Consider the following 23306-nt stretch of genomic DNA (forward strand, 5'->3'; position numbering starts at 1 on the left):
GGTTTGCCGAAAATAAGAGGAAACCTCTTATTTTACTTCTACAGATGCACCAGCTGCTTCTAATTTTTCTTTGATAGAATCAGCTTCTTCTTTAGCAACGTTTTCTTTGATTGCTTTAGGAGCGTTATCTACTACTTCTTTAGCTTCTTTCAAGCCAAGACCAGTGATTTCGCGTACTGCTTTGATTACGTTGATTTTAGATCCGCCAGCAGAAGTCAAGATTACTTCGAATTCTGTTTGCTCAGCAGCAGATTCTCCGCCACCAGCGCCACCAGCAGCAGCTACAGGAGCAGCAGCAGTTACGCCGAATTCTTCTTCAATTGCTTTTACAAGATCGTTTAATTCAAGAACTGTCATGCCTTTGATGGCTTCAAGGATTTGTTCGTTACTCATTTGTAAACCCTCCATATAATGGTTTTATTTTTAAATCGATTTTAGCTGATCACACAGCCATCGCTATATCTGTCAAACAGATGTAACGGTTGAGCAAAAATCTTACGCGCTTTGCTCTTCTTTTTCTGCAACAGCTTTGACAGCCAGTGCAAAACCGCGCATTGGTGCTTGAAGCACGCTGAGAAGCATAGACAACAAACCTTCGCGTGATGGCAATTCTGCCAACGCTTTGATTTCTTCAGCTCCAACAATACGTCCTTCAACCACTCCACCTTTTAATTGAAGAGCATCGTTTTTCTTAGCGAAGTCATTCAAAATTTTAGCTGGAGCAATTGCATCATCTTTACTGAAAGCAATAGCAGTAGGACCGGTAAGAATTTCATTCAAACCAGCAAGATCAGCAGACTCAGTAGCACGACGAACCAATGTATTTTTCAATACTTGGAATTCAACTCCAGCTTCACGTAATTGCTTACGTAATTCTGTAACTTGAGCTACGTTTAGACCACGATAGTCAGCTACAACTGTAGTTGTGCTTTCGCGCAATTTAGTTGCTACAACTTCTACCGCTTCTTGTTTTGCTTGGATTACTTTTGCGTTTGCCAAATTGGACACCTCCTGATCGTATTCTAGCTTTTCTCTGTTTCCGTAGAAGTCAGAAGAAAAGACTTTCCTACACGGACATTAAAAAAAGCCCCCGCAGAATGACGAAGGCTTGATTGAGCGGAACCGAGACGCAGACTAATCTGCGCTCCCAAGTATCCGGTATTCTATCATAACACCTCGGTAGGAAATTAAGCCTGTTACAGCACCTACTGTCTACGGTTAAACATATTCAAATGTAAATGCAAGTACAAAGTTCAAGCATTTTCACAACTTTTACATGATATCAAGTATATTGACGATTGTCAACAACTAATTATCTGTAAGTAGAAGCGTTGATGCGTGCGCTTGGTCCCATTGTCGAAGAAATCGCAATGTTTTTAAGGTAAACACCTTTTGCAGCAGCAGGTTTAGCGCGGTTAAGAGCTTCAACAAGTGCAGAAAGGTTATCGTTCAATTGCTCAGAACTGAAAGATACTTTACCGATAGGAGCGTGAATTTGTCCTGCTTTGTCTAGACGGTATTCGATTTTACCAGCTTTGATTTCTTGAACAGCTTTGGTAACGTCGAAAGTTACTGTGCCGGCTTTAGGGTTAGGCATAAGACCTTTACCACCAAGCAAACGACCCAATTTACCAACTTCGCTCATCATGTCAGGCGTAGCTACGCAGACATCAAATTCGAACCATCCTTGTTGGATTTTGTTAATCATATCTTGATCGCCTACGAAATCAGCTCCAGCAGCTTCTGCTTCTTTTGCTTTTTCTCCTTTAGCAAATACCAAGACACGTTGAGTTTTACCAGTACCGTGTGGCAATACAACTACACCACGAACAGCTTGGTCTTGTTTACGTGGGTCTACGCCCAAACGTACTGCTGCTTCAACAGTTTCGTCGAATTTTGCAGTAGATGCCTTTTTCACTAATTCAACAGCTTCTGAAGGCTCGTAAGTTGCTTCGCTATCAATAAGCTTAGCAGCTTCTAAATATTTTTTACCGTGTTTAGCCATTTTATATTCCTCCTTTGTGGTATTAGCGGATATTCCTCCCACAACTACTGGGTTCATAAATGAACTCAGTACTGAGACTATTCACTACAAGAGTGAATTAGTCTTCGATCGTGATACCCATGCTACGTGCTGTACCTTCAACCATCAACATCGCCGCTTCTACGGACGCTGCATTCAAGTCAGGCATTTTTTGTTCTGCAATTTCACGAACTGCGGAACGTTTAACAACTGCAACTTTTTTCTTGTTAGGTTCGCCAGATCCTTTTTCGATCTTAGCAGCAACTTTCAAAAGAACTGCAGCCGGTGGAGTTTTAGTGATGAAAGTGAAAGAACGATCTTCAAACACTGTGATTTCAACCGGAATGATCAAACCTGCTTGATCAGCTGTACGAGCGTTGAATTCTTTACAGAATGCCATGATGTTGACACCTGCTTGACCCAATGCCGGACCTACTGGAGGAGCCGGATTCGCTTTACCCGCTGGAATTTGCAGTTTCACCATTTTGATTACCTTTTTAGCCATGTAAAACACCTCCTTGCGAATAGTGGTAGACGGACATTGCTGCCCTCCCACGCAAAACGCCGCATCATATGAAAATCGTAATTTCCATATCACTGCGGTAAAACTGGAAGCACTGATCAGGAGCCATTGTGATACAAGATCAACAACGATTCCCCGTGTCATCCTAGAAACCTACTATATCTTTTCCACTTGAGTATAATCTAGCTCAAGCGGGGTTTCCCGTCCGAACATGTTAACATGTACTCTCAGCTTGCTCTTTTCAACCAAAATTTCTTCCACGGAGCCAACAAAGTTCGCAAACGGTCCAACTTTAATGCGTACAGATTCTTTAACGTCGAATTCAATAGTTTCCTTCGGCTCATCCATACCCATGTGTTTGAGAATTTGTTCTACTTCTTCTGGTAATAATGCAGTTGGCTTAGAGCCAGCACCTGTTGAACCGACAAAGCCAGTTACACCAGGAGTATTACGCACTACATACCAAGAATCGTCAGTTTGAACCATTTCGACAAGAACATAACCGGGGTAAACTTTACGCATAACGGTTTTTTTCTTACCGTCTTTGTTTACCACTTCTTCTTCCATAGGAACAAGAACGCGGAAAATTTTGTCTTCCATGCCCATAGACTCAACGCGTTTTTCTAAATTGGCTTTGACTTTGTTCTCATACCCTGAATAGGTATGAACGACGTACCATCTTTTTTCCATATCAAGCCACCTGGAACCCTTCTTAAATTATCGCTTCGATCACAGCGGAAATGCCGATGTCTAGAACCCAAAAATAAATGGCGACAAACAAAATCGTACCAATAACGATAAGAGTATAGTTAGTCAGCTCTTTACGATTAGGCCAGCGAACCTTTTTAAGTTCAGCCCAGCTTTCGGAGAAAAAGGAAAACACAGACTTGAAGCTTCGTGCCACGACTACACCTCCAAAAGACTATCTGGTTACATGATGAGAATCACAAGTTCTGGAACTCGTACATTCCGCATCCCATGCGGTCAGGGTGGTTACACTTGCTTTAAATGTATTAATTTTGCTAGATAGCAAAGATTGACACATTTAAAAGCAGGCGAAATTAGGCCTACCTAAAACACTTTATCATAGCGCCCCAACCCTGTCAACGAATAAAGCACAACGACCAACAAATATTTTCCATTCATAGGGTTACTATTTCAATACATCATTTAGAAAATAAAAAAGACTCCAGAGTAAGAGTCTTTACTTGATTGCTTCCGGATTCAATTATCACGTACTTCGAGATAGCGTTCCAGTTTACGTTTGACACGTTGTAGTGCATTATCAATAGACTTGACATGACGACAAAGATCAACAGCAATTTCCTGATACGAACGACCATCCAGATAGAGCATTAGAACTTTTCGTTCTAAATCGCTCAAAATCTCAGACATCTTGTCTTCCAATCCTACGAACTCTTCCTTGTTAATGACTAGCTCTTCGGGATCAGATACCTGAGAACCGCAAATGACATCAAGCAGGGTACGATCAGAATCTTCATCATAGATTGGTTTGTCTAGTGACACATACGAATTGAGCGGAATATGCTTTTGCCGTGTTGCCGTCTTAATAGCTGTAATAATCTGACGAGTAATGCATAATTCAGCAAAGGCTTTGAACGAAGAAAGTTTATCGCCTTTAAAGTCACGAATCGACTTGTATAGACCAATCATACCTTCTTGCACAATATCCTCGCGATCTGCACCAATCAAAAAGTAAGATCGGGCTTTCGCACGCACAAAATTTTTGTACTTGGTGATCAAGTACTCCAGTGCCTGAGAATCGCCTTGCCGGACGGCTTCTACAAGATCTTCATCACTTTGGTAATCGTACGGTGACACCATCATATCTTTGAGGTCGACACTCACAAACAATCCCTCCGGTTGCAACGCAAGGTCTCCGTTACCCTATGAAATATAGCCCAAGTATATATTATGTAACCTCACATCGTCAACAACTTATGTGGTATTTACCGCTTATTTGCGCATATTTACTCGTATTTAACAATAAATAGAACGCAGGTTCGTAAGTAAGCTGTCATTTGACTGACAACTTACTCTCCTCTGCGCCACTTTTCAAACAGATCACGTTGTTTTGAGTTTAATTTGCCATCTAGTGTATTGCGAGCTCCAGTTTGCTTATGATCGGTAATTTTCTGTTTTACTTCTCGTTCGCTCAGTTGAACTTCTATCAATAGTTCTCTTGCCGATACCCTCAGTGCACCTTGTCCAAAAATAACGTGTTGTTCAGTCATATCGCTAGTTGCTACATAAATTTGTCTACGTTTACGTCCAAGCTCGCGAACAAACCGTTCGATCGCTTCATCGGCTGTTTCTTTTTCTTTGGTAAAATAGACTTCTACTTTACCTTGATTAAATGACTTGCCCAGACCAATCACCCGATACGCATCGAATACAGCAATCACTCTTCGATCTGAAAAAGCTTGATAGTTAGCTAATCGTTTTAATAAATGATCGCGAGCTTCCTCCAAACCGATTTCGGAAAGCTGAGCCAGTTCAGGCCAAGCTCCGATCATGTTGTAGCCATCTACTAGAAGCACATCCCGTAAATCGGTCATCGCATTTAACCTTGCCCTAAAGATTGTCTGCGACGCAACACTTCATACATCACTACACCTGCTGCTACAGAAGCATTCAGTGAATTGATTTGACCTTGCATAGGTAGCTTGATCAACACGTCGCACTTCTCACGAATCAATCTTCCCATACCTTTGCCTTCGTTACCTATAACAACAGCGACAGGCCCTGTAAATACATCTGTATCATACAGACTACTCTTTGTATCTACATCTGTCCCTACTACCCATACGCCTTGTTCTTTCAAACGATCGATCGTTTGTCCCAAATTAGTAACACGTGCTACAGGCACATACTCTACTGCACCTGCTGATGTTTTGGATACTGTTGCCGTAATAGAAGCAGAACGACGCTTAGGTACAATCACTCCATGTACACCTGTGCAATCTGCGGTACGTAAAATAGAACCTAGATTATGAGGATCTTCGATTTCATCTAGCAAAATCAAAAATGGTGCTTCATTTTTGTCTTTTGCTGCTTGAAGAAGATCTTCTACTTCTGCATATTCATAAGGAGCCGCTTGAGCAATAACACCTTGATGTTGTACATCAGGTACAAGTGTGTCTAATTTGCGCTTATCTACTAACTGCACGACTATTCCTTTTTTCTTAGCTTCAGTCAGAATAGGTTGCGTTAGATTTTTTTGAGATCCTTCTGCAATCCAAATTTTATTAATACTTCTTCCAGCACGTAAAGCTTCTGTTACTGAATGCTTACCGGCAATGTATTCTTCTTCCATACTATTTCCTCCTAATGTTGTATACATCCGTATCAGGACTGTTTTTCCAGATGACGGATTCCTTCAGTGATCAATTGCTCCATACGTGCATGTTCACCTTTATAATATAGATAACCCAAAAGACACTCCCATGCTGTCGCATACCGATAATCAATCACACTGGCATTTTTAGGAATAGTACCTGATTTGGCATTTCGTCCCTGACGCACTACATTGCTTTCAGCTTCAGTCAGCGACGGTTCTAGATGTGCTAGTATTTTGGCTTGCGCGCCTGCCGAGACAAAGCTTGTTGAAGCACGATGTAAATGATGTGGACGCAAGTTTTTACCAGATAACAGATATTGTCTTATAGCTACTTCGTGAATAGCATCCCCCATATACGCAAGTGCCAATGGGGGAAGCTGCTCTATAGGTTTGGAAGGGTCAAAGTTGAACCATCCTTCATTACTTTTCTGAGGTTGAGCTGGATTCAAAGATTCTTCACTCATTTGCGGCGCCATCTCATGCCTTGTGGAGTATCCTCCAACATGATCCCTTGCGCAGATAACAGATCACGAATCTCATCTGCACGTGCCCAATTTTTATTTTGACGAGCTTCTACACGCTCTGTAATTAATTGATCGATATCCGCATCTACCAGTTCTTCTTCTTGCCAAAAAATACGTAGCACTTCATTCATTTCATTAAACAAATCTAGCAATGCTTCAAGCGAAGCTTTGGCAACCACTTCTTTTTGCAATAGTAGATTGGCTTCATTGACCCATTCAAAAATAGCAGTGATCGCATCCGGTGTATTGAAATCATCTTGCATTTTCTCATGGAACAACTGGCGAATCTCTGTGAGGCGTCCAGCTAGACTTGCTTCTACAGGTGAAGATTGATCCGAAGCAGACAAGCGATGTTTTACATTATTTACAGCATTTGCAATACGATCTACACTGTTTTCTGCTTGTTGGATCGTATCTGCATTGTAGTTCAATGGATTACGGTAATGCGTAGATAACATAAAATAGCGAATCGCTGCTGGTTTGTGTGCTTTACGCAAATCTTTTACCAAAATACCATTACCTAGTGATTTGGACATTTTCTCATCGTCTATACGAATAAATCCATTGTGCATCCAGTAATTTGACAGTGGCTTGCCTGTAACGGCTTCGGATTGAGCGCACTCGCACTCATGATGCGGGAACTGTAAGTCTTGTCCACCACCATGAATATCCAGTGTATCTCCCAAATAATGACGCGCCATTGCAGAGCACTCAATATGCCAGCCCGGTCTACCTGCTCCCCAAGGACTTTCCCAGGATACTTCACCTGGCTTAGCAGCTTTCCACAAGACAAAGTCTTCTGGATTTTCTTTGCGTTTATCCACTTCAACCCGAATCCCGAATTGTAACTCATCTAGCTTCTGATGCGACAATTTACCATAGTCTGCGAATTTGCGAGTACGGAAATAAACATCGCCTTCTTTAGCATAAGCATAATCTTTATCCACAAGGCTCTGAATAAACTCTAAAATGATATCCATGTTCTCGGTCACTCGTGGATGCATAGTAGCATGACGAATACCCAATCCTTCTAAATCTTCAAAGTAAGCTGCAATAAAACGTTCTGCTACATCAGCTACTGTTGTGTTTAATTCTTCTGCTTTGCGAATTAATTTATCATCTACATCTGTAAAGTTAACAACATAATTCACGTTGTATTGTTGATTTTCTAAATAGCTACGTACAACATCGAAAAAGATCATTGGTCTTGCATTTCCAATATGAATATAGTCATATACGGTCGGGCCGCATACATACATTTTAATTTCTCCAGGTGTGATACTCACAAACTCTTCTTTCATACGGCTCATCGTGTTATATATTTGCAATGCCATACTGTCATCCCTTTCGTATATGGTGCTGTAGTACTTATCGAATCTTTTGAAAAAGTAAAAATGATTCTTATTCTTTTTTGATTTCTGCTTCACAATTAGCTAATTGTTTGCGCAATTGATCAATCTCGGATTGTAATTCATTCAGTTTACTTGTAATCGGATCGGGCATTTGATGTCTTAACCGATCAGCAGGTTTACCATTTTGGCGAACAATTTTGCCCGGGATACCAACAACAGTACTATCTGGAGGAACTTCACGAAGAACGACCGAATTGGAACCAATATTACTTTGATCGCCGACTTTAAAAGAACCCAAAATCTTAGCGCCTGATCCTATCACCACATTATTACCAATTGTAGGATGTCTTTTGCCTTTTTCTTTGCCTGTACCGCCTAGTGTTACTCCTTGATAGATCAACACATCATTACCAATCTCACAAGTTTCTCCTATGACCACACCCATACCATGATCGATAAATAATCTTTTGCCGATCGTAGCACCCGGATGAATCTCAATTCCTGTCATAAAACGACTACATTGTGATAATGTGCGTGCTACTGTAAACCAACCTCGACGATAAAAAGCATGAGCTATCCGATGCCACCAAATCGCATGTAATCCAGAATACGTAAAAATCACTTCAAACCAGCTACGTGCTGCTGGATCATTGTCAAAAACAGCTTGTATATCAGATCGCATATTTTTCAGCATTACGTTTCCCCTTTAACTTGCGCTTCATTAAAAAACGCCCCCACAGCCCCTTAGAGGCTGCAGAGGCGTGAATTGACGCGGTTCCACTCTGCTTGAGCTTGTCTTTTATCCGCTTTTGTAAAAAGACGAATACACACATAGACTAACTCTACTTATCATGTTCCTTAACGAGGAACGACCGGTATACTTTACTTCATCGTTTGCCACCTTTTCATCAATACGGATAAAAGATGGCAAATATGGTTCAAATATACAGCTTACAGGTGCATATTCAAATGGTTGTAAATAGATGATTTCCAGCCAACATTAGATAATAATGTATCTAACCCGATCATCGTCTCTGGGATTTACAATCTCATTTTACTTTTCCTGATCATCGCTATTTATAGGTATACAACAATTATTCTCAGGTCATCATTATAACGAACTCTATGCGATTAGACAATACAGTCTGTTCACCATTTAGCCTTTTATTTGAGAAGCTAGACGTTCAATAACACGATCACGTCCTAAAAGGTAGATCGTATGGTTAAGATCACGTCCATGCATTTCGCCTGTTAATGCTACGCGAATCGGCATAAACAGTTGTTTGCCTTTAAATCCTGTTTCTTTTTGTACTTCTTTGATCAAAGCTGCTGCGCGGGTAGGACTGAATTCGTCTGAAGCTTTGATTTTTTCAAGTAAAGCACTAAGCACTGTACTAACATGCTCTTCACCAATAATCAATTGCGCTTCGTGATCCATTTGCAAATGGCTACGGAAAAATACTTCAGATAACCCTACGATATCCGAAGCAGAAGTCATCTGTTCCTGATATAGTGCTACAAGATCATGAGCCCACTGTTGTTGTTCTGTACTCAATTCTTCTGGCAATCGTCCTGCTTTTTGTAAATGAGGAATAGCCAGTGCTGTGATACGATCTGTATCTGCATTTTTGATATACAAATTGTTCAAATGAGATAATTTGTGAGTATCAAATACAGCCGGACTTTTCGATAGACGTTTAGCGTCAAAGATTTTGGTCAATTCTTCACGAGAGAAAATTTCTTCTTCGCCTTCTGGAGACCAACCTAACAAAGCAATAAAGTTGAACATCGCTTCTGGCAAATAACCCAAATTATCATATTGCTCGATAAATTGAATAATAGACTCATCACGTTTACTTAATTTTTTGTGGTTCTCGTTTACGATTAGAGTCATATGTCCAAAAATAGGAGCTTCCCAATTCAAAGCTTCATAGATCATCAATTGACGAGGTGTATTGGAAATATGATCTTCACCGCGTAGAACATGAGAAATTTTCATCAAATGATCATCTACCGCTACAGCAAAGTTATACGTAGGAATACCGTCTTTTTTAACAATAACGAAATCGCCTGTGTCTTCTGTTGTAAATGAAATTTCACCTTTAACGATATCGTCGAATGTAAATGTTTTGTTTTCCGGTACACGGAAACGAATACTTGCAACTCTACCTTCTGCTTCAAAAGCAGCACGTTGCTCATCTGTTAGATCACGGTGTTTACCTGAATAGCGAGGATTTTCACCGCGTGCAATCTGTTCTTCACGTTCTTGCTCTAATTCTTCCTCGGTGCAATAACATTTATAAGCTAGACCGCGATCTAGCAGGTCTTGCCAGTATTCACGATAGATATCAAGACGCTCGGTTTGACGATAAGGCCCATAGTCGCCGCCTACATCAATACTTTCATCCCAGTTCATCCCTAACCATTTCAAATACGTCAGCTGGCTTTCTTCGCCACCTTCAATATTTCGTTTGATATCGGTATCTTCAATTCTTATAATAAATTTGCCACCTTGACTGCGAGCAAATAAATAGTTGAATAATGCTGTACGTGCATTTCCGATGTGTAAATGTCCTGTTGGACTTGGTGCATACCGTACTCGAATTTCGTTAGTCATTTGTTATTTCCTCCTTCAATCTATTGCACTGCCTATCAATTATGATTCTTTAATTAAGCATACCACTGCCTGTGCAGCAATACCTTCGCCACGACCTGCAAATCCAAGTTGTTCTGTCGTTGTCGCTTTGACATTCACTTGATCAAGTTCCGCTTCCAAAGCTTTTGCAATGATTTCTACCATTTGCGGAATATATGGAGCCATTTTAGGTTTTTGAGCAATAATGGTTGCATCGATATTGCCCAAACGATATCCTCGTTCACGAATAAGTGCCCACACATGGTTAAGCAATTTCAAGCTATCGGCATCTTTAAATTCAGGATCAGTATCTGGAAAATGCTTACCGATATCTCCCATCGCCAAAGCACCTAATACAGCATCGGTGATAGCATGTAATAATACATCTGCATCGGAATGACCTAACAATCCCTTTTCATAAGGAAGGGTAACTCCACCGATAATACAATCTCTTCCTTCTACAAGCTGGTGTACATCGAATCCTTGTCCAATACGAATCATTCTTTTTTCTCTCCCCTGCGTTGCAATACATAAGACGCATAATCGAGATCATCTGGTGTGGTGATTTTGATATTTTCATAACTGCCTGCTACGACAGCTACTGTCACACCCATTCGCTCGATCAACATAGAATCGTCTGTACCGCGAAAATTTTCATGTTGTGCTTGTTGATGCGCTTGCTGAAGATCAGTACTGCGAAACGTTTGCGGTGTCTGAATCGCCCATAACTGACTACGATCCGGTGTATTGATGATATGCTTGGCTTGATCCACCTGTTTGATCGTATCTTTGACTGGTACCGCTAAAACAGATGCTCCTGAAGTCACTGCACTATGATAACAGTCCATAATCTGATCTTCTGTGATAAAAGGTCGTACGCCATCATGCACCATAATCCAATCAGAGTGTATAAACTGTAGCCCGTTAGCAACAGATTCCTGGCGATCGTAACCTCCGACCACAACTTTTTTCACTTTGGTCAGTTCATACTCTTTGATCCAATCCTCACAACGCTGTACATCGTCTTTACCTGTGACAATAACAATCTCATCAATAATTGATGAATGTTCAAAGACTTCCAGTGTATGTATAAGGATCGGCTTATTTTGCAGTCGTAGATATTGTTTGCTCTCTGTTGTGCCCATCCGTGAACCTTTACCCGCTGCAACAACAATAACACCCGCTTTATTTTCCATAATCCCCATCCTTAACCTACTGTCCTGCACTTTTCGTCCTATCAAAGTGCCAAACTCCATTCCTTAATAATATACCCGTCTATAGGTACAGCACAACAATTAAAAGGAATTGTCTCTGAATCAGAACTTATTCAGAACGATGTAATTTGGCAAAAACCATTTTTCCATTGGCTGTTTGTAGCACACTGGTCACGATCACTTCACATTCTCGTCCTATATAAGATTGGCTATCTTCTACAACAATCATGGTTCCATCATCTAGATAAGCTATACCTTGCCCTGCTTCTTTGCCAGATTTAATAATTGCTGTTTTTACAATTTGCCCTGCACGCAGAATAGGCTTCATAATCGAAGCAAGATTATTGAGATTCAACACATGGATATGTTGGAGCTGACACAGTTGTTGTAGATTGCTATCGTTAGTAATGAGAGTAGCGGATTGATCCAAAGCTAATCGAAGTAGCTTGTTATCTGTAGGCTCATTCTCTTCGTAATTTGTATTTTGAATAATGACCTCTACTTGCTCTAATTGTTGTAAATGAGTGATGACTTCAAGTCCTCTTTTTCCGCGATGACGACGTAATGTATCTGAAGAATCTGCAAGAAGTTGCAATTCATGTAATATAAAATCAGGTACAAGTAATCCACCTTCGATAAATCCATCCTGACATAATTCTATAATTCTGCCATCTATCGCTATATTACTATCGATCATTTTATACTTTGCAGATGGTACTTTCTCAGCAAGAGCTTCCCTTTTCCAAAAAGAAAGAATATCTTCACTTTTAGTGATACCTATTCGCAGTCCAATATAGCCTAAAATAGTCATTAAAATAGCTCGAATAATTTCGCCTATATTGCCTAGCCATAACATAATAAATGAACTAAGTAAGCCAAGAAGTAACCCTATTGCAAGTCCGCTCGTTCCTGTAATCATTAACGAGATCGGTACAGTTAATAAATGGTTTTTGGTACACTCTACAAACTGAACTAATTTGCGTACACTGAGTACAGCAACAGCCAACATAACAACGATAACAGCAACACTAATCCATAACTCTTTCATACCTTCTTGCTCTTCAATCCAACCTTTTGGAAATCCTATTAATTGTTGCCACATGCTTTAATCTCCTTACATTATCTATTTTTCCCATGAAAAAAAGCATTCATTTCCCGGGAAGTAGAGAAATAAATGCTTTTAAGCATAACATGTGTTGTGACGGTTTATCGAAGTGATTCTTTTTCTTTTTTGGAACGACGACGTATAAGACGATCTATACTTTGCTTCACACCTAACAATGCGTATAAAGCCAGCGGTACAAAAATCAATTTAGATACCTGATTAGGAAACATCACTGCAATAAATACAGCAGCAATAATCACCCAAGGAGCTAACCATAAAGCTTTACGTGGAATACCTGCTTTTTTGAAATTAGGATAGCGTACACGACTCACCATCAAGTAAGACAATAAAATCGTACTGATAATCATATACGGTGTAGTTACATCATTGTGAAATAAAGACAAGGTAGCTAAAACACCACCGGCTGCTGGAATAGGCAACCCTGTAAAATAGCCAGGAACTCCAGCACGTACATTAAATCTTGCCAAACGAAGTGCTCCACACATAGGAAAAATTAAAGAAGCCGTTATTGCTAATACCGGATTTAATTCTTTAAATGCTATATCGTACATAATGATGATAGGTGCTACACCAAAAGAAACTAGATCAGACAATGAATCCAATTCTTTTCCAAACTCACTTTGCGCATTAAGTGCGCGTGCCATACGACCATCCAGACCGTCCATCAACATCGCTATTATAATCATAATGGCTGCAAGACTATAATTATCATTCAGTGCCATTAAAATAGCTACCATTCCAAGACATAAGTTAAATAGTGTACAAATGTTTGGAATTGACTTTGTTATCATTTTTTCACCTCAAAGATGGATATATTAACCAGTTCATCTCACGATTGTAGCTAAATTAAATTTGTCTGTCAATGAATACTTGATCTTGGATACGATGCAAACCTGCCCGAATCGTCCGCGCACGTACTTCACCGATACCTTCTACTTCATCCAGATCATCAATACTAGCTGCAATCACATGATGCAATGCTCCAAATCGTTCTACCAAATTATGAATAATTACATTAGGCAAACGTGGAATCTTACTAAGAACTCGATATCCTTTAGAAGCAATCACTTCTTCGGATTGAGCGGCTGCTGTCGGATACCCCAACAACTTAATAATTTGCGTAATATCTAACAATTCATTCTCGGTGGTTCGTTTGAGACTGTTCGTAATTTCATTCAGACGTTCTTCACTTGTATCGCGACCATAATCTTTCAACAATAATACAAATTCTTCTTCTGTATTTCCGATCAGCTCTTCCATTTGCATCGTAATCAAGCGACCTTCAACACCTAATTCGTTGACATAACGGCGAATCTCTGTCTGAATACGCAATACCATTTCTACACGTTGCACTACACCCGCAACTTCTGTAATCGTAACTAACTGTTCAAATTCAGAAGCCGTCAAATTGGTAAAAGATTGACTCAATACAGCCCGGTATCGTTCTAACGTCTGAATCGCTTGGTTAGCTTTTGTCAAAATAACACCGATTTCTTTTAGTGCATATCTAAGATTACCCTGATATAGCGTAATAATATTCCGACGCTGTGAAATTGAAATCACAAGTTCCCCTGTTTGCTTCGCTACACGTTCTGCTGTACGATGTCGAATCCCTGTTTCTGATGATGAGATCGAAGAGTCAGGAATCAACTGTGTATTCGCATATAAAATTCGTTTGAGATCATCACTTAGAATGATCGCTCCATCCATTTTACCAAGTTCATACAAATAGTTTGGTGAAAAATCACAGTCAATTGAGAATCCTCCATCGACAACTTCTCTAACTTGCGGACTGTAACCAACAACAATCAATGCTCCTGTTTTGGCACGCAATACATTTTCCAAGCCATCACGAAAAGCAGTGCCAGGTGCAACCATCTTCAACAAATTATTCATCTTCTCAAGCTGACCGAGTTCTTTCATCATCTTGTCCCCCTAATCTAACGCAGCCTTTAATGCTTCTGCTACTGTATTAACTCCAATTAATTGAATTCCTTTAGGATGCTTCCATCCTTTCAGACTTTTTTCTGGTAAAATCACTCGTTTAAAGCCTAATTTTGCTGCTTCTTTTACACGTTGCTCTGCGCGAGACACTCCACGAACTTCTCCGGTCAATCCAATTTCTCCAAAGATCACATCATCCGGTTTGGTTGGAGCATCTTTGAAGCTTGAAGCTAAGCTTACAGCAATCGCTAAATCTACCGCAGGTTCATCCAGTTTAACGCCACCGGCTACATTTAGATAAGCATCTTGATTTTGTAAAAACATCCCCATTCTTTTTTCCAATACGGCAATAATCAAGCTCAAGCGATTATGATCTACACCTGTCCCCATCCGGCGCGGCGAAGGAAAATGAGTAGCAGCAACAAGCGCTTGGAGTTCAACTAACATTGGTCGTGTTCCTTCCATGCTAGCCACAACTGTTGAACCTGCTACTCCTATCGAACGTTCTGATATAAATAATTCTGACGGATTAGAGACTTCGATCAATCCATCTTCATGCATTTCAAAAATACCCATTTCATTGGTTGAGCCAAAGCGGTTTTTGACAGCTCGTAATATCCGATACGTATGATGACGTTCTCCTTCAAAATAAAGAACACAGTCTACCATATGCTCTAACATTCTTGGACCTGCAATCGCGCCTTCTTTGGTTACATGTCCAACAAGAACGGTAGCGACACCACGAATCTTCGCTACTCTCATAAAGCGTGATGTACATTCGCGTACCTGGGATACACTACCCGGTGCACTTGTTACCTCTGGTTGATACACAGTCTGTATCGAATCGATCACTAGAAAATGAGGATCTAATTGATCTATTGCTTCTTCGATCAAATCCATATTACTTTCACAAAGCACAAATAACTGATCGGATAATGCTCCTAATCGCTCTGCACGTAACTTGGTCTGTCTTACCGATTCTTCTCCTGATACGTAAAGAACGCGTAGTCCTGCTTGTGTCAGTGCATGTGAAGTTTGTAATAACAACGTAGACTTACCAATACCAGGATCTCCACCTACTAATACTAGCGAACCTGGAACTACACCGCCACCTAACACGCGGTTAAGCTCTCCTATACCGGTCTGAATACGAGGTTCTTTCCCGCTTTCAATTTCAGTAATCGCTTGAGGTTTCTGCTTAGTTTGAAATAAAGAAGAATTCATTCCTTGCGTTTTTACGTTGCTTTCTTTTTCTTCCACCATACTATTCCAAGACTGACATCCCGGGCATTTACCGTACCATTTTGGAGATTCATATCCACATTCTGTACAAAAAAACTTGGTTTTGACTTTAGCCATGGATAACTCCCTCTATATTGATGTCAACTTATTATAAGCTTAACATTCTATACGTTTTATCGTAAAACAATATTGTAAACTTTACATCTTTGCGATACATCTTCTCTATTATAACATCAAAAAGGTTGATCCCGGAGCAATTTCTGCTCTTGAGGATCAACCTTTTATTAGACGTAAATTAGAATGAATAAGTTACACTTAGTTCGATGATTTTGCTTCATCTGACTCTGTAGAATCGATAGAAACATTTTCAACAGGCTCTTCTGTTTTAGCTACTTTCTCTACAGTCAAAGCACCGTCTTTTTCATCGATAATCAATTTATCACCTTTAACAATACCACCAGTTAACAATTCTTCAGACAATTTGTCTTCGATATGTTTTTGGATAGCACGACGCAGTGGACGTGCACCATAAGCAGGATCGAATCCTTCTTTTGCCAAGAATGCTTTAGCTGTATCTGTCAAAGTGAAATCTACAGCATATTCGCGTAGACGTTTGCGAAGTTCTTCAGACATTAATGTTACGATTTCAGCAATATGTTTTTCTTCCAAGGAGTGGAATACAATTGTATCATCAATCCGGTTCAAGAACTCAGGACGGAAACTACGTTTCAATTCATCTGTTACTTTACCCTTCATGTTTTTGTAATCCGCACCAGAATCTACAGCAGCTGTGAATCCAAGTGTAGAATTACGACGAATTGCATCTGCACCAACATTAGAAGTCAAAATAATCAACGTATTACGGAAATCGACAACACGTCCTTTAGAATCAGTAAGACGTCCATCTTCTAGTACTTGTAGCAAAATATTAAATACTTCTGGGTGAGCTTTTTCAATCTCATCCAATAAGACTACAGAATACGGTTTGCGACGTACTTTTTCTGTCAATTGACCGCCTTCTTCATATCCTACATATCCTGGAGGAGCCCCTACTAGACGTGAAGTAGAATGTTTCTCCATGTACTCAGACATATCAATACGGATAATTGCATTTTCATCGCCAAACATCGATTCTGCCAAAGCACGAGCCAGTTCTGTTTTACCAACCCCTGTAGGACCTAAGAAGATAAAGGAACCCATAGGACGTTTAGGATCTTTCAATCCAGCACGAGCACGACGAATCGCGCGGCTCACAGCGATAACAGCTTCATCTTGACCAATTACACGTTGATGTAAAAGATCTTCCATATTCAACAGACGATCTGTTTCTTCTTCTTTCAATTTCGTTACCGGAATACCCGTCCAGCTTGCTACGATATCAGCAATATCTTCTGGAGTTACTTCGGAATCGGTACGACCTTGTTTTTCTTTCCACTGATTTTTGGTTGTATCTAATTCTTCACGAATTTTTTGTTCCGTATCACGTAAAGCTGCTGCTTTTTCAAATTCTTGACTTTGTACAGCCGCATCTTTCTCTTTACGGATATCTTCTAAACGACTTTCCAATTGTTTAAGATTTGGCGGGATCGTATAAGAGTTCAATCTTACTTTAGATCCTGCTTCATCGATCAAATCAATTGCTTTATCCGGTAAGAAACGATCTGTGATATAACGGTCAGACAATTTAACAGCTTGTTCGATAGCTCCATCTGTAATTTTTACACGGTGATGAGCTTCATAACGATCACGCAATCCCATTAAGATCTGAACAGCTTCTTCTGGAGAAGGTTGATCTACAGTAATTGGTTGGAAACGACGTTCCAATGCTGCATCTTTTTCGATATATTTACGATATTCATCAAGTGTTGTTGCACCGATACATTGTAGTTCGCCACGAGCCAATGCAGGTTTCAGAATATTAGAAGCATCAATTGCCCCTTCAGCTCCACCAGCACCGATCAACGTATGCAACTCATCAATAAACAGTACGATATTTCCTGCTTGACGAATCTCATCCATAATTTTTTTCAAACGATCTTCAAACTCACCACGATATTTAGTTCCCGCTACTACAGAACCCATATCTAGTGTCATTACGCGTTTGTCGCGCAATGTTTCAGGAATTTCATTGTTGATAATTTTTTGTGCTAATCCTTCAGCGATTGCTGTTTTACCAACCCCTGGTTCACCGATCAACACCGGATTGTTTTTGGTACGACGACTAAGAACTTGAATAACACGCTCAATTTCTTTGCTACGCCCAATAACAGGGTCCAAGTTGCTATCTTTAGCAATAGCAGTCAAATCACGTGCCAGGCTATCTAGAGTAGGTGTACTCACGTTAGCTGGTGTACCATGATGACTGGATACAGCCTCGTTACTACCAAGCAATTGCAATACTTGTTGACGTGCTTTGTTTAAGCTAATACCTAGATTATTAAGCACACGAGCTGCTACGCCTTCACCTTCACGAATCAATCCCAATAAAATGTGTTCTGTACCTACATAGGTATGACCCAATTTACGAGCTTCATCCATAGAAAGTTCAATGACTTTTTTAGCACGTGGTGTATAAGCAATATTGGTAGGTTGTTCTTGACCTCTACCGATAAGAGATTCAACTTCATCTTGAATTTTTTCAAGTCCAAGACCTAGACCGATAAGTGCTTTGGCTGCAATGCCTTCACCTTCACGAATCAAACCAAGCAAAATATGCTCTGTACCAATATTATTGTGACCCAAACGAACTGCCTCTTCTTGTGCCAACGCAAGAACCTTTTGCGCACGTTCCGTAAATCTACCAAACATCATATCTAAAGCACCTCCACGGTTTAGTCTTGTACGTTTACTTTACTTAATGTATTACGGATCAATTGCGCGCGGTACATATCGCTTTCTCCTGACCCCATTTTAACACCGAATGTTTTCTGAAGAAAACCCGGTTGTGTCATTATCGTTAATTCATTCATTTGTGTGACCGAAGCTTTGTCGATCAGACCCAGATCTACACCTAGACGGACATCTGAAATACGTTGAAATGCTTCTTTGGAATCCATCATTGTTGCATAAGATAGTATTCCATAGGAGCGCATAATACGGTCTGTAACACGTAACTTCGATTCACTGAGTAGACGACTACGAGCATGATGTTCATACTCGATCATTTGCAACACAACACTATGCAAGTTATCAATAATCTCTTCTTCGGATAAGCCTAATGTAATCTGGTTAGAAATTTGAAAAATATTTCCGATCGCTTCACTGCCTTCTCCATACAAACCGCGTACAGCAAGCCCTACTTGAGATACAGCAGACAATACACGACCTACCTGATTCATAATAGCTAATGCAGGTAAATGTAGCATAACAGACACTCTAAGCCCTGTACCTACATTTGTTGGACAACTGGTAAGATAACCTCTACGATCATCAAAAGCAAAGTCCACTACATCTTCAAAAGCATCATCGATCTGTGTAGCACGTTCCCATGCTTCTTGCAATTGAAAGCCTGGATATAAACACTGAATACGCAAATGATCTTCTTCATTTACCATAATACTAACAGATTCATCATCTGTTAACAGAACAGCTCCACTTTTGGAGTCATTCAACAAATTCGGACTGATCAAGTGCTTTTCCATCAAGACTTGTCGATCTACATCTTCTAATTCATCTAAAAGCAATGGCTCAAACGGCCCAAGCGCTTGAAGCGCTTCATTACTAAGCACTTCTGTTAGCTGGTTCCGTGTCTCTTGCGCCTGCTCCATATTTGCCAGAATTGGGAAAGGGTGATGTATCAGATTACGGGCTATACGCACCCTGCTACTGATAACAACATCCGAATATTCTCCGCCCTTTTGCATCCAATCGCTCAAAGGTTTTTCTGTAAAACGGAGATTCGGCATAAGTTATTCCTCCTTATGACTCCTGTGAAATTTGTTTTTCTAGCTCGCGTATTTCATCTCTCAAATGTGCGGCTTCTTCAAATTCCTCATCAGCAATACGCTGTTTCAACTCTTGCTTCAAGTCAGTCATTTGACGTTGGATTTTCACTTTGATCCCGCCCCGTTTAGGGAGCTTACCGGCATGAGCAGTACTACCATGCACTCTTTTAAAAAGAGGATCTAATTGATTATCAAACGTTTTGTAACAAGAGCTACACCCAAATCTTCCTAATTTGCGGAATTGAGTATATGTCATACCACATTCTTCACAGTGGACATCTTCACTGCATTGACCGGCGAGTTGCCCTTTACTACTCGAATCGAAATCCATCAACCCTGATAGTAGACTATGAATCGAAAAGCCTCCTGAAGTTCCGGGAATCAATTCACCTTTTTCACGGGCACAAGTTTCACAGATATGAAACTCATTTTTTTCACCATTTACAATCTTTGTAAAATGAAGAGTTGCCGGTCTTACCTGACATTCTTGACAAATCATCATGTATTGCCCCTTTCTCCCGAATGATTAGGGACGAAGCAATGCAATCAACATCGCCTTCATCATTCTTGCACGGATCTCATCCCTGTAGGGAAGCTTGATCGAAATAACATCTCTACATACTGCTGCACGCATCAGTTCCGCTTCACGATTAGAAATCACTCTAGCTTCTAGCAACTGGTATAGTAAACCTTCAGCAGCTGTCTGACTCATATGCTGTCCGATACTTTCATGAATATGAGTATGAAGGATAGCTTGAGCAGGCAATTCAAGACGCCGTATACGAATATAGCCACCGCCACCACGTTTACTTTCAACCAGATATCCTTTTTCCAATGTAAAACGTGTACTAATTACATAATTGATCTGCGAAGGTACACAAGAGAATTGATCAGCTAAATCGTTACGCTGTATTTCTACTGCTCCTTCTCCACTATCTTGCAGCATTCGTTTTAGATATTGTTCGATAATGTCGGAGATATTACGCATTGTATATTCCTCCATCATGTTTTAAAACATTTACTTATTCTAAATTTGACCCATTTATCATAAGTTCAAAATAGCAGATAAATATCACTTAACCATAAACCTAATCGTAAGAAACCAAAGAATATAGCATTTAATGATACAACAATAGATTCATGAATAATCTGATCATTATAATCAAAAGTTCATAAATCTTATTCACCATCAAATCATCAGATATACTCACATCATCTAATAACTATATTAGTTACTATTTTGACTATGCGCTGACTTTGACTTTCTTTGACTTTAAATTAATTATAACATATTTTCAGAATTTGCCAAGGGGTTATAGCAAAATATAATATAGAAAATTAGATTTTTTAGAATTTAGTTTTTCACAATCTAATTAGAAGCCCATTTTACTTAAAACAGAGGTTGACACTTTTTTTAATTGTACGTTACAATACAATAAATTTAATATTATGAAACGGCCATCGAAAGGAATCCAACCTGGAGGCGTTCTCGCCAAGAGATAGTAGCAAGCAATTTTATACTGCTTACTATTTCCTAAGTTAAACGGTTTTCGCCCGTTATCGCGAAACCTAAGAGGATCAGATACATTATGTGTATTTGATCAAGTTGGGTGGCACCGCGAGCAAAAAGCTCCTCGTCCCAAGTGATGAGGGGCTTTTTTGTGCATTTTACCTTTAAATTAGGAAAAAGGAGCGGTTATTTAATGTTAGATATCCAGTATATTAAAAGTCATGCTACACCATTACAAGAGGTTGCAGATCAGAAAAAAATAAACATATCTATTGCAGAACTTCTCAACAAAGCTCAACTCAAAAATCAATATTTGCAACAAATAGAGAGACTTCGTCAACAACGAAACCAGCTCACCCAGACGATTAGTGGCCATATGCAAAATAAGTCGGTCTTACCAACTGAGACAGTTCAAAATCTTAAAGATCAAGTGAAACAAATCAATCTTCAACTTCAACAACTAGAACAAACAAGTCAATCGGTTCAATTAGAATATAATCAATTGATGGAATTAGTGCCTAACTATGTTTCTCCAGACACTCCAATCGGTCAATCAGACGCCGATAATGTCGTTATTCGTACATGGGGCACACCCCCAGAGTTTGTATTTCCTTTTAAAGATCATATAGAATTGGGCGAAATACATCAGATGATTGATACTTCAAGAGGAGTAAAAACAGCAGGAAGCCGCAATTATTACCTAACAGGCACAGGTGCTTTATTACACAGAGCAGTTCAACAGCTTGCTTTAGACACTCTGTTGGCCAAAGGATATACTCCGATGGAAGTACCTACCCTGGTCAGAGGCTCTGCTTTAAGTAATACAGCTTTTTTCCCTTTAGGCATGGATCAGACATTCAAAATAGAAAACGAAGATAAATGGTTAACAGGAACTTCTGAAGTTGCTCTTGTGTCTTATTATCAAGATGAGATCATTGATCTGTCTCAAGGAGCGATTCGTTTAGCAGCAGTTTCTCAAAACTTCCGTAGTGAAGTAGGATCAACAGGCAAAGATGTACGAGGGCTATACAGAGTTCATCAATTCGCCAAAGTCGAACAAGTAATTTTTTGTGAAGCTAATGTTGATACTTCTGAGCATATTCATCAAGAAATCACAGCCAATGCAGAAGAATTACTTCAATTGCTAGAACTTCCTTATCAAGTAGTAGCTGTATGTACAGGAGACATGTCTCAAAAAACATATAAACAGTACGATATCGAAACATGGATGCCAAGCAGACAAAGCTATGGTGAAACTCACTCTTCTTCTAATATCCATGACTTTCAAGCCAGACGAGCTAATATACGGTATAGAGATCAAGAGGGGCAGCTTCAATATTGTCACACTCTTAACAACACGGCTGTAGCTTCACCACGTATACTTATCCCTTTGCTAGAAAATCACCAGCGCGAAGATGGAAGCATCTATATTCCAGTTGCTCTTCGCCCTTATTTAAATAATAAAGAGCAATTATAAACATCTATCGATTATAAAAAATAAATACGTATAAAAACTGTATAGTTAGTTTTTTAGAAAATTAGAAAAGGGGTTTCACATTTTATTCAATGAAAGCAAATTAATTTGATAAAGTATTAGAACCAACGAAATTGAAATCTGAAAAAATGATGTATGTACAAAAAAGATAATAAATGAAAGAGCACTTCTTTTGATTGAAGAAGTGCTCTTTTTATTTATCTCAATTATTAAATTAATCGACCTAACACTAAGCCATCTAACTCTCCAATAAATGAATCTTACGAAAAAAAATATAACAAGAGAAAACACAAAAAAAGAGCGACTCCTTAGTAAGGAATCACTCTTTCAGTCTTGCTCGCTGCTTGGCAACGTCCTACTCTCCCAGGACCCTGCGGTCCAAGTACCATCGGCGCTGGAGGGCTTAACGGTCG

General features: G+C 39.7%; 24 protein-coding genes and 1 other annotated feature. Of the genes, 1 reads left to right on the forward strand and 23 read right to left on the reverse strand.

The genetic code is table 11. The features are described from left to right. Positions 1 to 27: 27 nt before the first annotated feature. The 23 genes from rplL to ACFSGI_RS02340 all read right to left on the reverse strand — a co-directional run bounded on the left by rplL (position 28) and on the right by ACFSGI_RS02340 (position 20876). Positions 28 to 393 (reverse strand): 50S ribosomal protein L7/L12, encoded by a 366-nt coding sequence (gene rplL, locus ACFSGI_RS02230; protein WP_204827261.1) that lies wholly within the window; start codon positions 391 to 393, stop codon positions 28 to 30. A gap of 102 nt (positions 394 to 495) precedes the next feature. Beyond that, entirely contained in the window at positions 496 to 999 is a 504-nt protein-coding gene (gene rplJ / locus ACFSGI_RS02235; protein ID WP_204827260.1) for a 50S ribosomal protein L10, read from the reverse strand. A 72-nt stretch (positions 1000 to 1071) separates the two neighbouring features. Further along, positions 1072 to 1236, reverse strand: a sequence feature (ribosomal protein L10 leader region). A gap of 76 nt (positions 1237 to 1312) precedes the next feature. Further along, positions 1313 to 2005, reverse strand: a complete 693-nt coding sequence (gene rplA / locus ACFSGI_RS02240; protein ID WP_204827259.1) for a 50S ribosomal protein L1 — start codon at positions 2003 to 2005, stop codon at positions 1313 to 1315. Between the two features lie 97 nt (positions 2006 to 2102). Then, positions 2103 to 2528: a 50S ribosomal protein L11 gene (gene rplK / locus ACFSGI_RS02245; RefSeq protein WP_069328341.1), complete on the reverse strand. Its 426-nt coding sequence runs from the start codon at positions 2526 to 2528 to the stop codon at positions 2103 to 2105. Between the two features lie 174 nt (positions 2529 to 2702). Beyond that, complete coding sequence (gene nusG / locus ACFSGI_RS02250; protein ID WP_204827258.1) at positions 2703 to 3236, reverse strand: transcription termination/antitermination protein NusG; 534 nt, start codon at positions 3234 to 3236, stop codon at positions 2703 to 2705. Between the two features lie 22 nt (positions 3237 to 3258). After that, on the reverse strand, positions 3259 to 3450 hold the full coding sequence (gene secE, locus ACFSGI_RS02255) for a preprotein translocase subunit SecE (RefSeq protein WP_069328339.1): 192 nt from the start codon (positions 3448 to 3450) through the stop codon (positions 3259 to 3261). Between the two features lie 320 nt (positions 3451 to 3770). After that, positions 3771 to 4415: an RNA polymerase sporulation sigma factor SigH gene (sigH, locus tag ACFSGI_RS02260; protein WP_069328338.1), complete on the reverse strand. Its 645-nt coding sequence runs from the start codon at positions 4413 to 4415 to the stop codon at positions 3771 to 3773. 185 nt (positions 4416 to 4600) lie between these two features. After that, a complete protein-coding gene (locus tag ACFSGI_RS02265; RefSeq protein ID WP_204827257.1) occupies positions 4601 to 5125 on the reverse strand; it encodes an NYN domain-containing protein in 525 nt (174 codons plus the stop codon). Positions 5126 to 5130: 5 nt separating this feature from the next. Continuing rightward, positions 5131 to 5883: a 23S rRNA (guanosine(2251)-2'-O)-methyltransferase RlmB gene (rlmB, locus tag ACFSGI_RS02270; RefSeq protein WP_204827256.1), complete on the reverse strand. Its 753-nt coding sequence runs from the start codon at positions 5881 to 5883 to the stop codon at positions 5131 to 5133. Positions 5884 to 5915: 32 nt separating this feature from the next. Next, positions 5916 to 6371, reverse strand: a complete 456-nt coding sequence (locus ACFSGI_RS02275; protein ID WP_204827255.1) for a Mini-ribonuclease 3 — start codon at positions 6369 to 6371, stop codon at positions 5916 to 5918. After that, on the reverse strand, positions 6368 to 7765 hold the full coding sequence (cysS, locus tag ACFSGI_RS02280; protein ID WP_204827254.1) for a cysteine--tRNA ligase: 1398 nt from the start codon (positions 7763 to 7765) through the stop codon (positions 6368 to 6370). Before cysS ends, ACFSGI_RS02275 begins: the two co-directional genes overlap by 4 nt. Positions 7766 to 7832: 67 nt before the next feature. Further along, positions 7833 to 8477, reverse strand: a complete 645-nt coding sequence (gene cysE, locus ACFSGI_RS02285) for a serine O-acetyltransferase (protein WP_204827253.1) — start codon at positions 8475 to 8477, stop codon at positions 7833 to 7835. A 462-nt stretch (positions 8478 to 8939) separates the two neighbouring features. Continuing rightward, positions 8940 to 10400, reverse strand: coding sequence for a glutamate--tRNA ligase (gene gltX, locus ACFSGI_RS02290; RefSeq protein WP_204827252.1), 1461 nt, complete (start codon positions 10398 to 10400; stop codon positions 8940 to 8942). Between the two features lie 39 nt (positions 10401 to 10439). After that, on the reverse strand, positions 10440 to 10919 hold the full coding sequence (ispF, locus tag ACFSGI_RS02295) for a 2-C-methyl-D-erythritol 2,4-cyclodiphosphate synthase (protein ID WP_204827251.1): 480 nt from the start codon (positions 10917 to 10919) through the stop codon (positions 10440 to 10442). After that, entirely contained in the window at positions 10916 to 11614 is a 699-nt protein-coding gene (gene ispD / locus ACFSGI_RS02300; protein WP_204827250.1) for a 2-C-methyl-D-erythritol 4-phosphate cytidylyltransferase, read from the reverse strand. The genes ispF and ispD overlap by 4 nt, the downstream gene beginning before the upstream one ends. 127 nt (positions 11615 to 11741) lie before the next feature. Continuing rightward, a complete protein-coding gene (locus tag ACFSGI_RS02305) occupies positions 11742 to 12734 on the reverse strand; it encodes a PIN/TRAM domain-containing protein (protein ID WP_204827249.1) in 993 nt (330 codons plus the stop codon). A gap of 104 nt (positions 12735 to 12838) precedes the next feature. After that, the gene (pssA, locus tag ACFSGI_RS02310; protein WP_204827248.1) at positions 12839 to 13549 is read right to left on the reverse strand and encodes a CDP-diacylglycerol--serine O-phosphatidyltransferase; all 711 of its coding nucleotides are present in this window, start codon (positions 13547 to 13549) and stop codon (positions 12839 to 12841) included. Positions 13550 to 13604: 55 nt separating this feature from the next. Then, positions 13605 to 14681: a DNA integrity scanning diadenylate cyclase DisA gene (gene disA / locus ACFSGI_RS02315; protein ID WP_204827281.1), complete on the reverse strand. Its 1077-nt coding sequence runs from the start codon at positions 14679 to 14681 to the stop codon at positions 13605 to 13607. Positions 14682 to 14693: 12 nt separating this feature from the next. Continuing rightward, complete coding sequence (gene radA / locus ACFSGI_RS02320; protein WP_204827247.1) at positions 14694 to 16061, reverse strand: DNA repair protein RadA; 1368 nt, start codon at positions 16059 to 16061, stop codon at positions 14694 to 14696. Positions 16062 to 16259: 198 nt separating this feature from the next. Beyond that, complete coding sequence (clpC, locus tag ACFSGI_RS02325; RefSeq protein ID WP_204827246.1) at positions 16260 to 18755, reverse strand: ATP-dependent protease ATP-binding subunit ClpC; 2496 nt, start codon at positions 18753 to 18755, stop codon at positions 16260 to 16262. A gap of 20 nt (positions 18756 to 18775) precedes the next feature. Continuing rightward, the gene (locus ACFSGI_RS02330; protein ID WP_204827245.1) at positions 18776 to 19849 is read right to left on the reverse strand and encodes a protein arginine kinase; all 1074 of its coding nucleotides are present in this window, start codon (positions 19847 to 19849) and stop codon (positions 18776 to 18778) included. Between the two features lie 13 nt (positions 19850 to 19862). Then, positions 19863 to 20387, reverse strand: coding sequence for a UvrB/UvrC motif-containing protein (locus ACFSGI_RS02335; protein ID WP_204827280.1), 525 nt, complete (start codon positions 20385 to 20387; stop codon positions 19863 to 19865). Between the two features lie 27 nt (positions 20388 to 20414). Next, on the reverse strand, positions 20415 to 20876 hold the full coding sequence (locus ACFSGI_RS02340) for a CtsR family transcriptional regulator (RefSeq protein WP_204827244.1): 462 nt from the start codon (positions 20874 to 20876) through the stop codon (positions 20415 to 20417). A 715-nt stretch (positions 20877 to 21591) separates the two neighbouring features. Between ACFSGI_RS02340 and serS the strand changes: the two genes are divergently transcribed. Then, complete coding sequence (serS, locus tag ACFSGI_RS02345) at positions 21592 to 22875, forward strand: serine--tRNA ligase (protein WP_204827243.1); 1284 nt, start codon at positions 21592 to 21594, stop codon at positions 22873 to 22875. Positions 22876 to 23306: the final 431 nt, after the last annotated feature.

Origin of the sequence: Paenibacillus nicotianae, from assembly GCF_042681745.1 — a bacterium.
GTDB lineage: Bacteria > Bacillota > Bacilli > Paenibacillales > Paenibacillaceae > Saccharibacillus > Saccharibacillus nicotianae.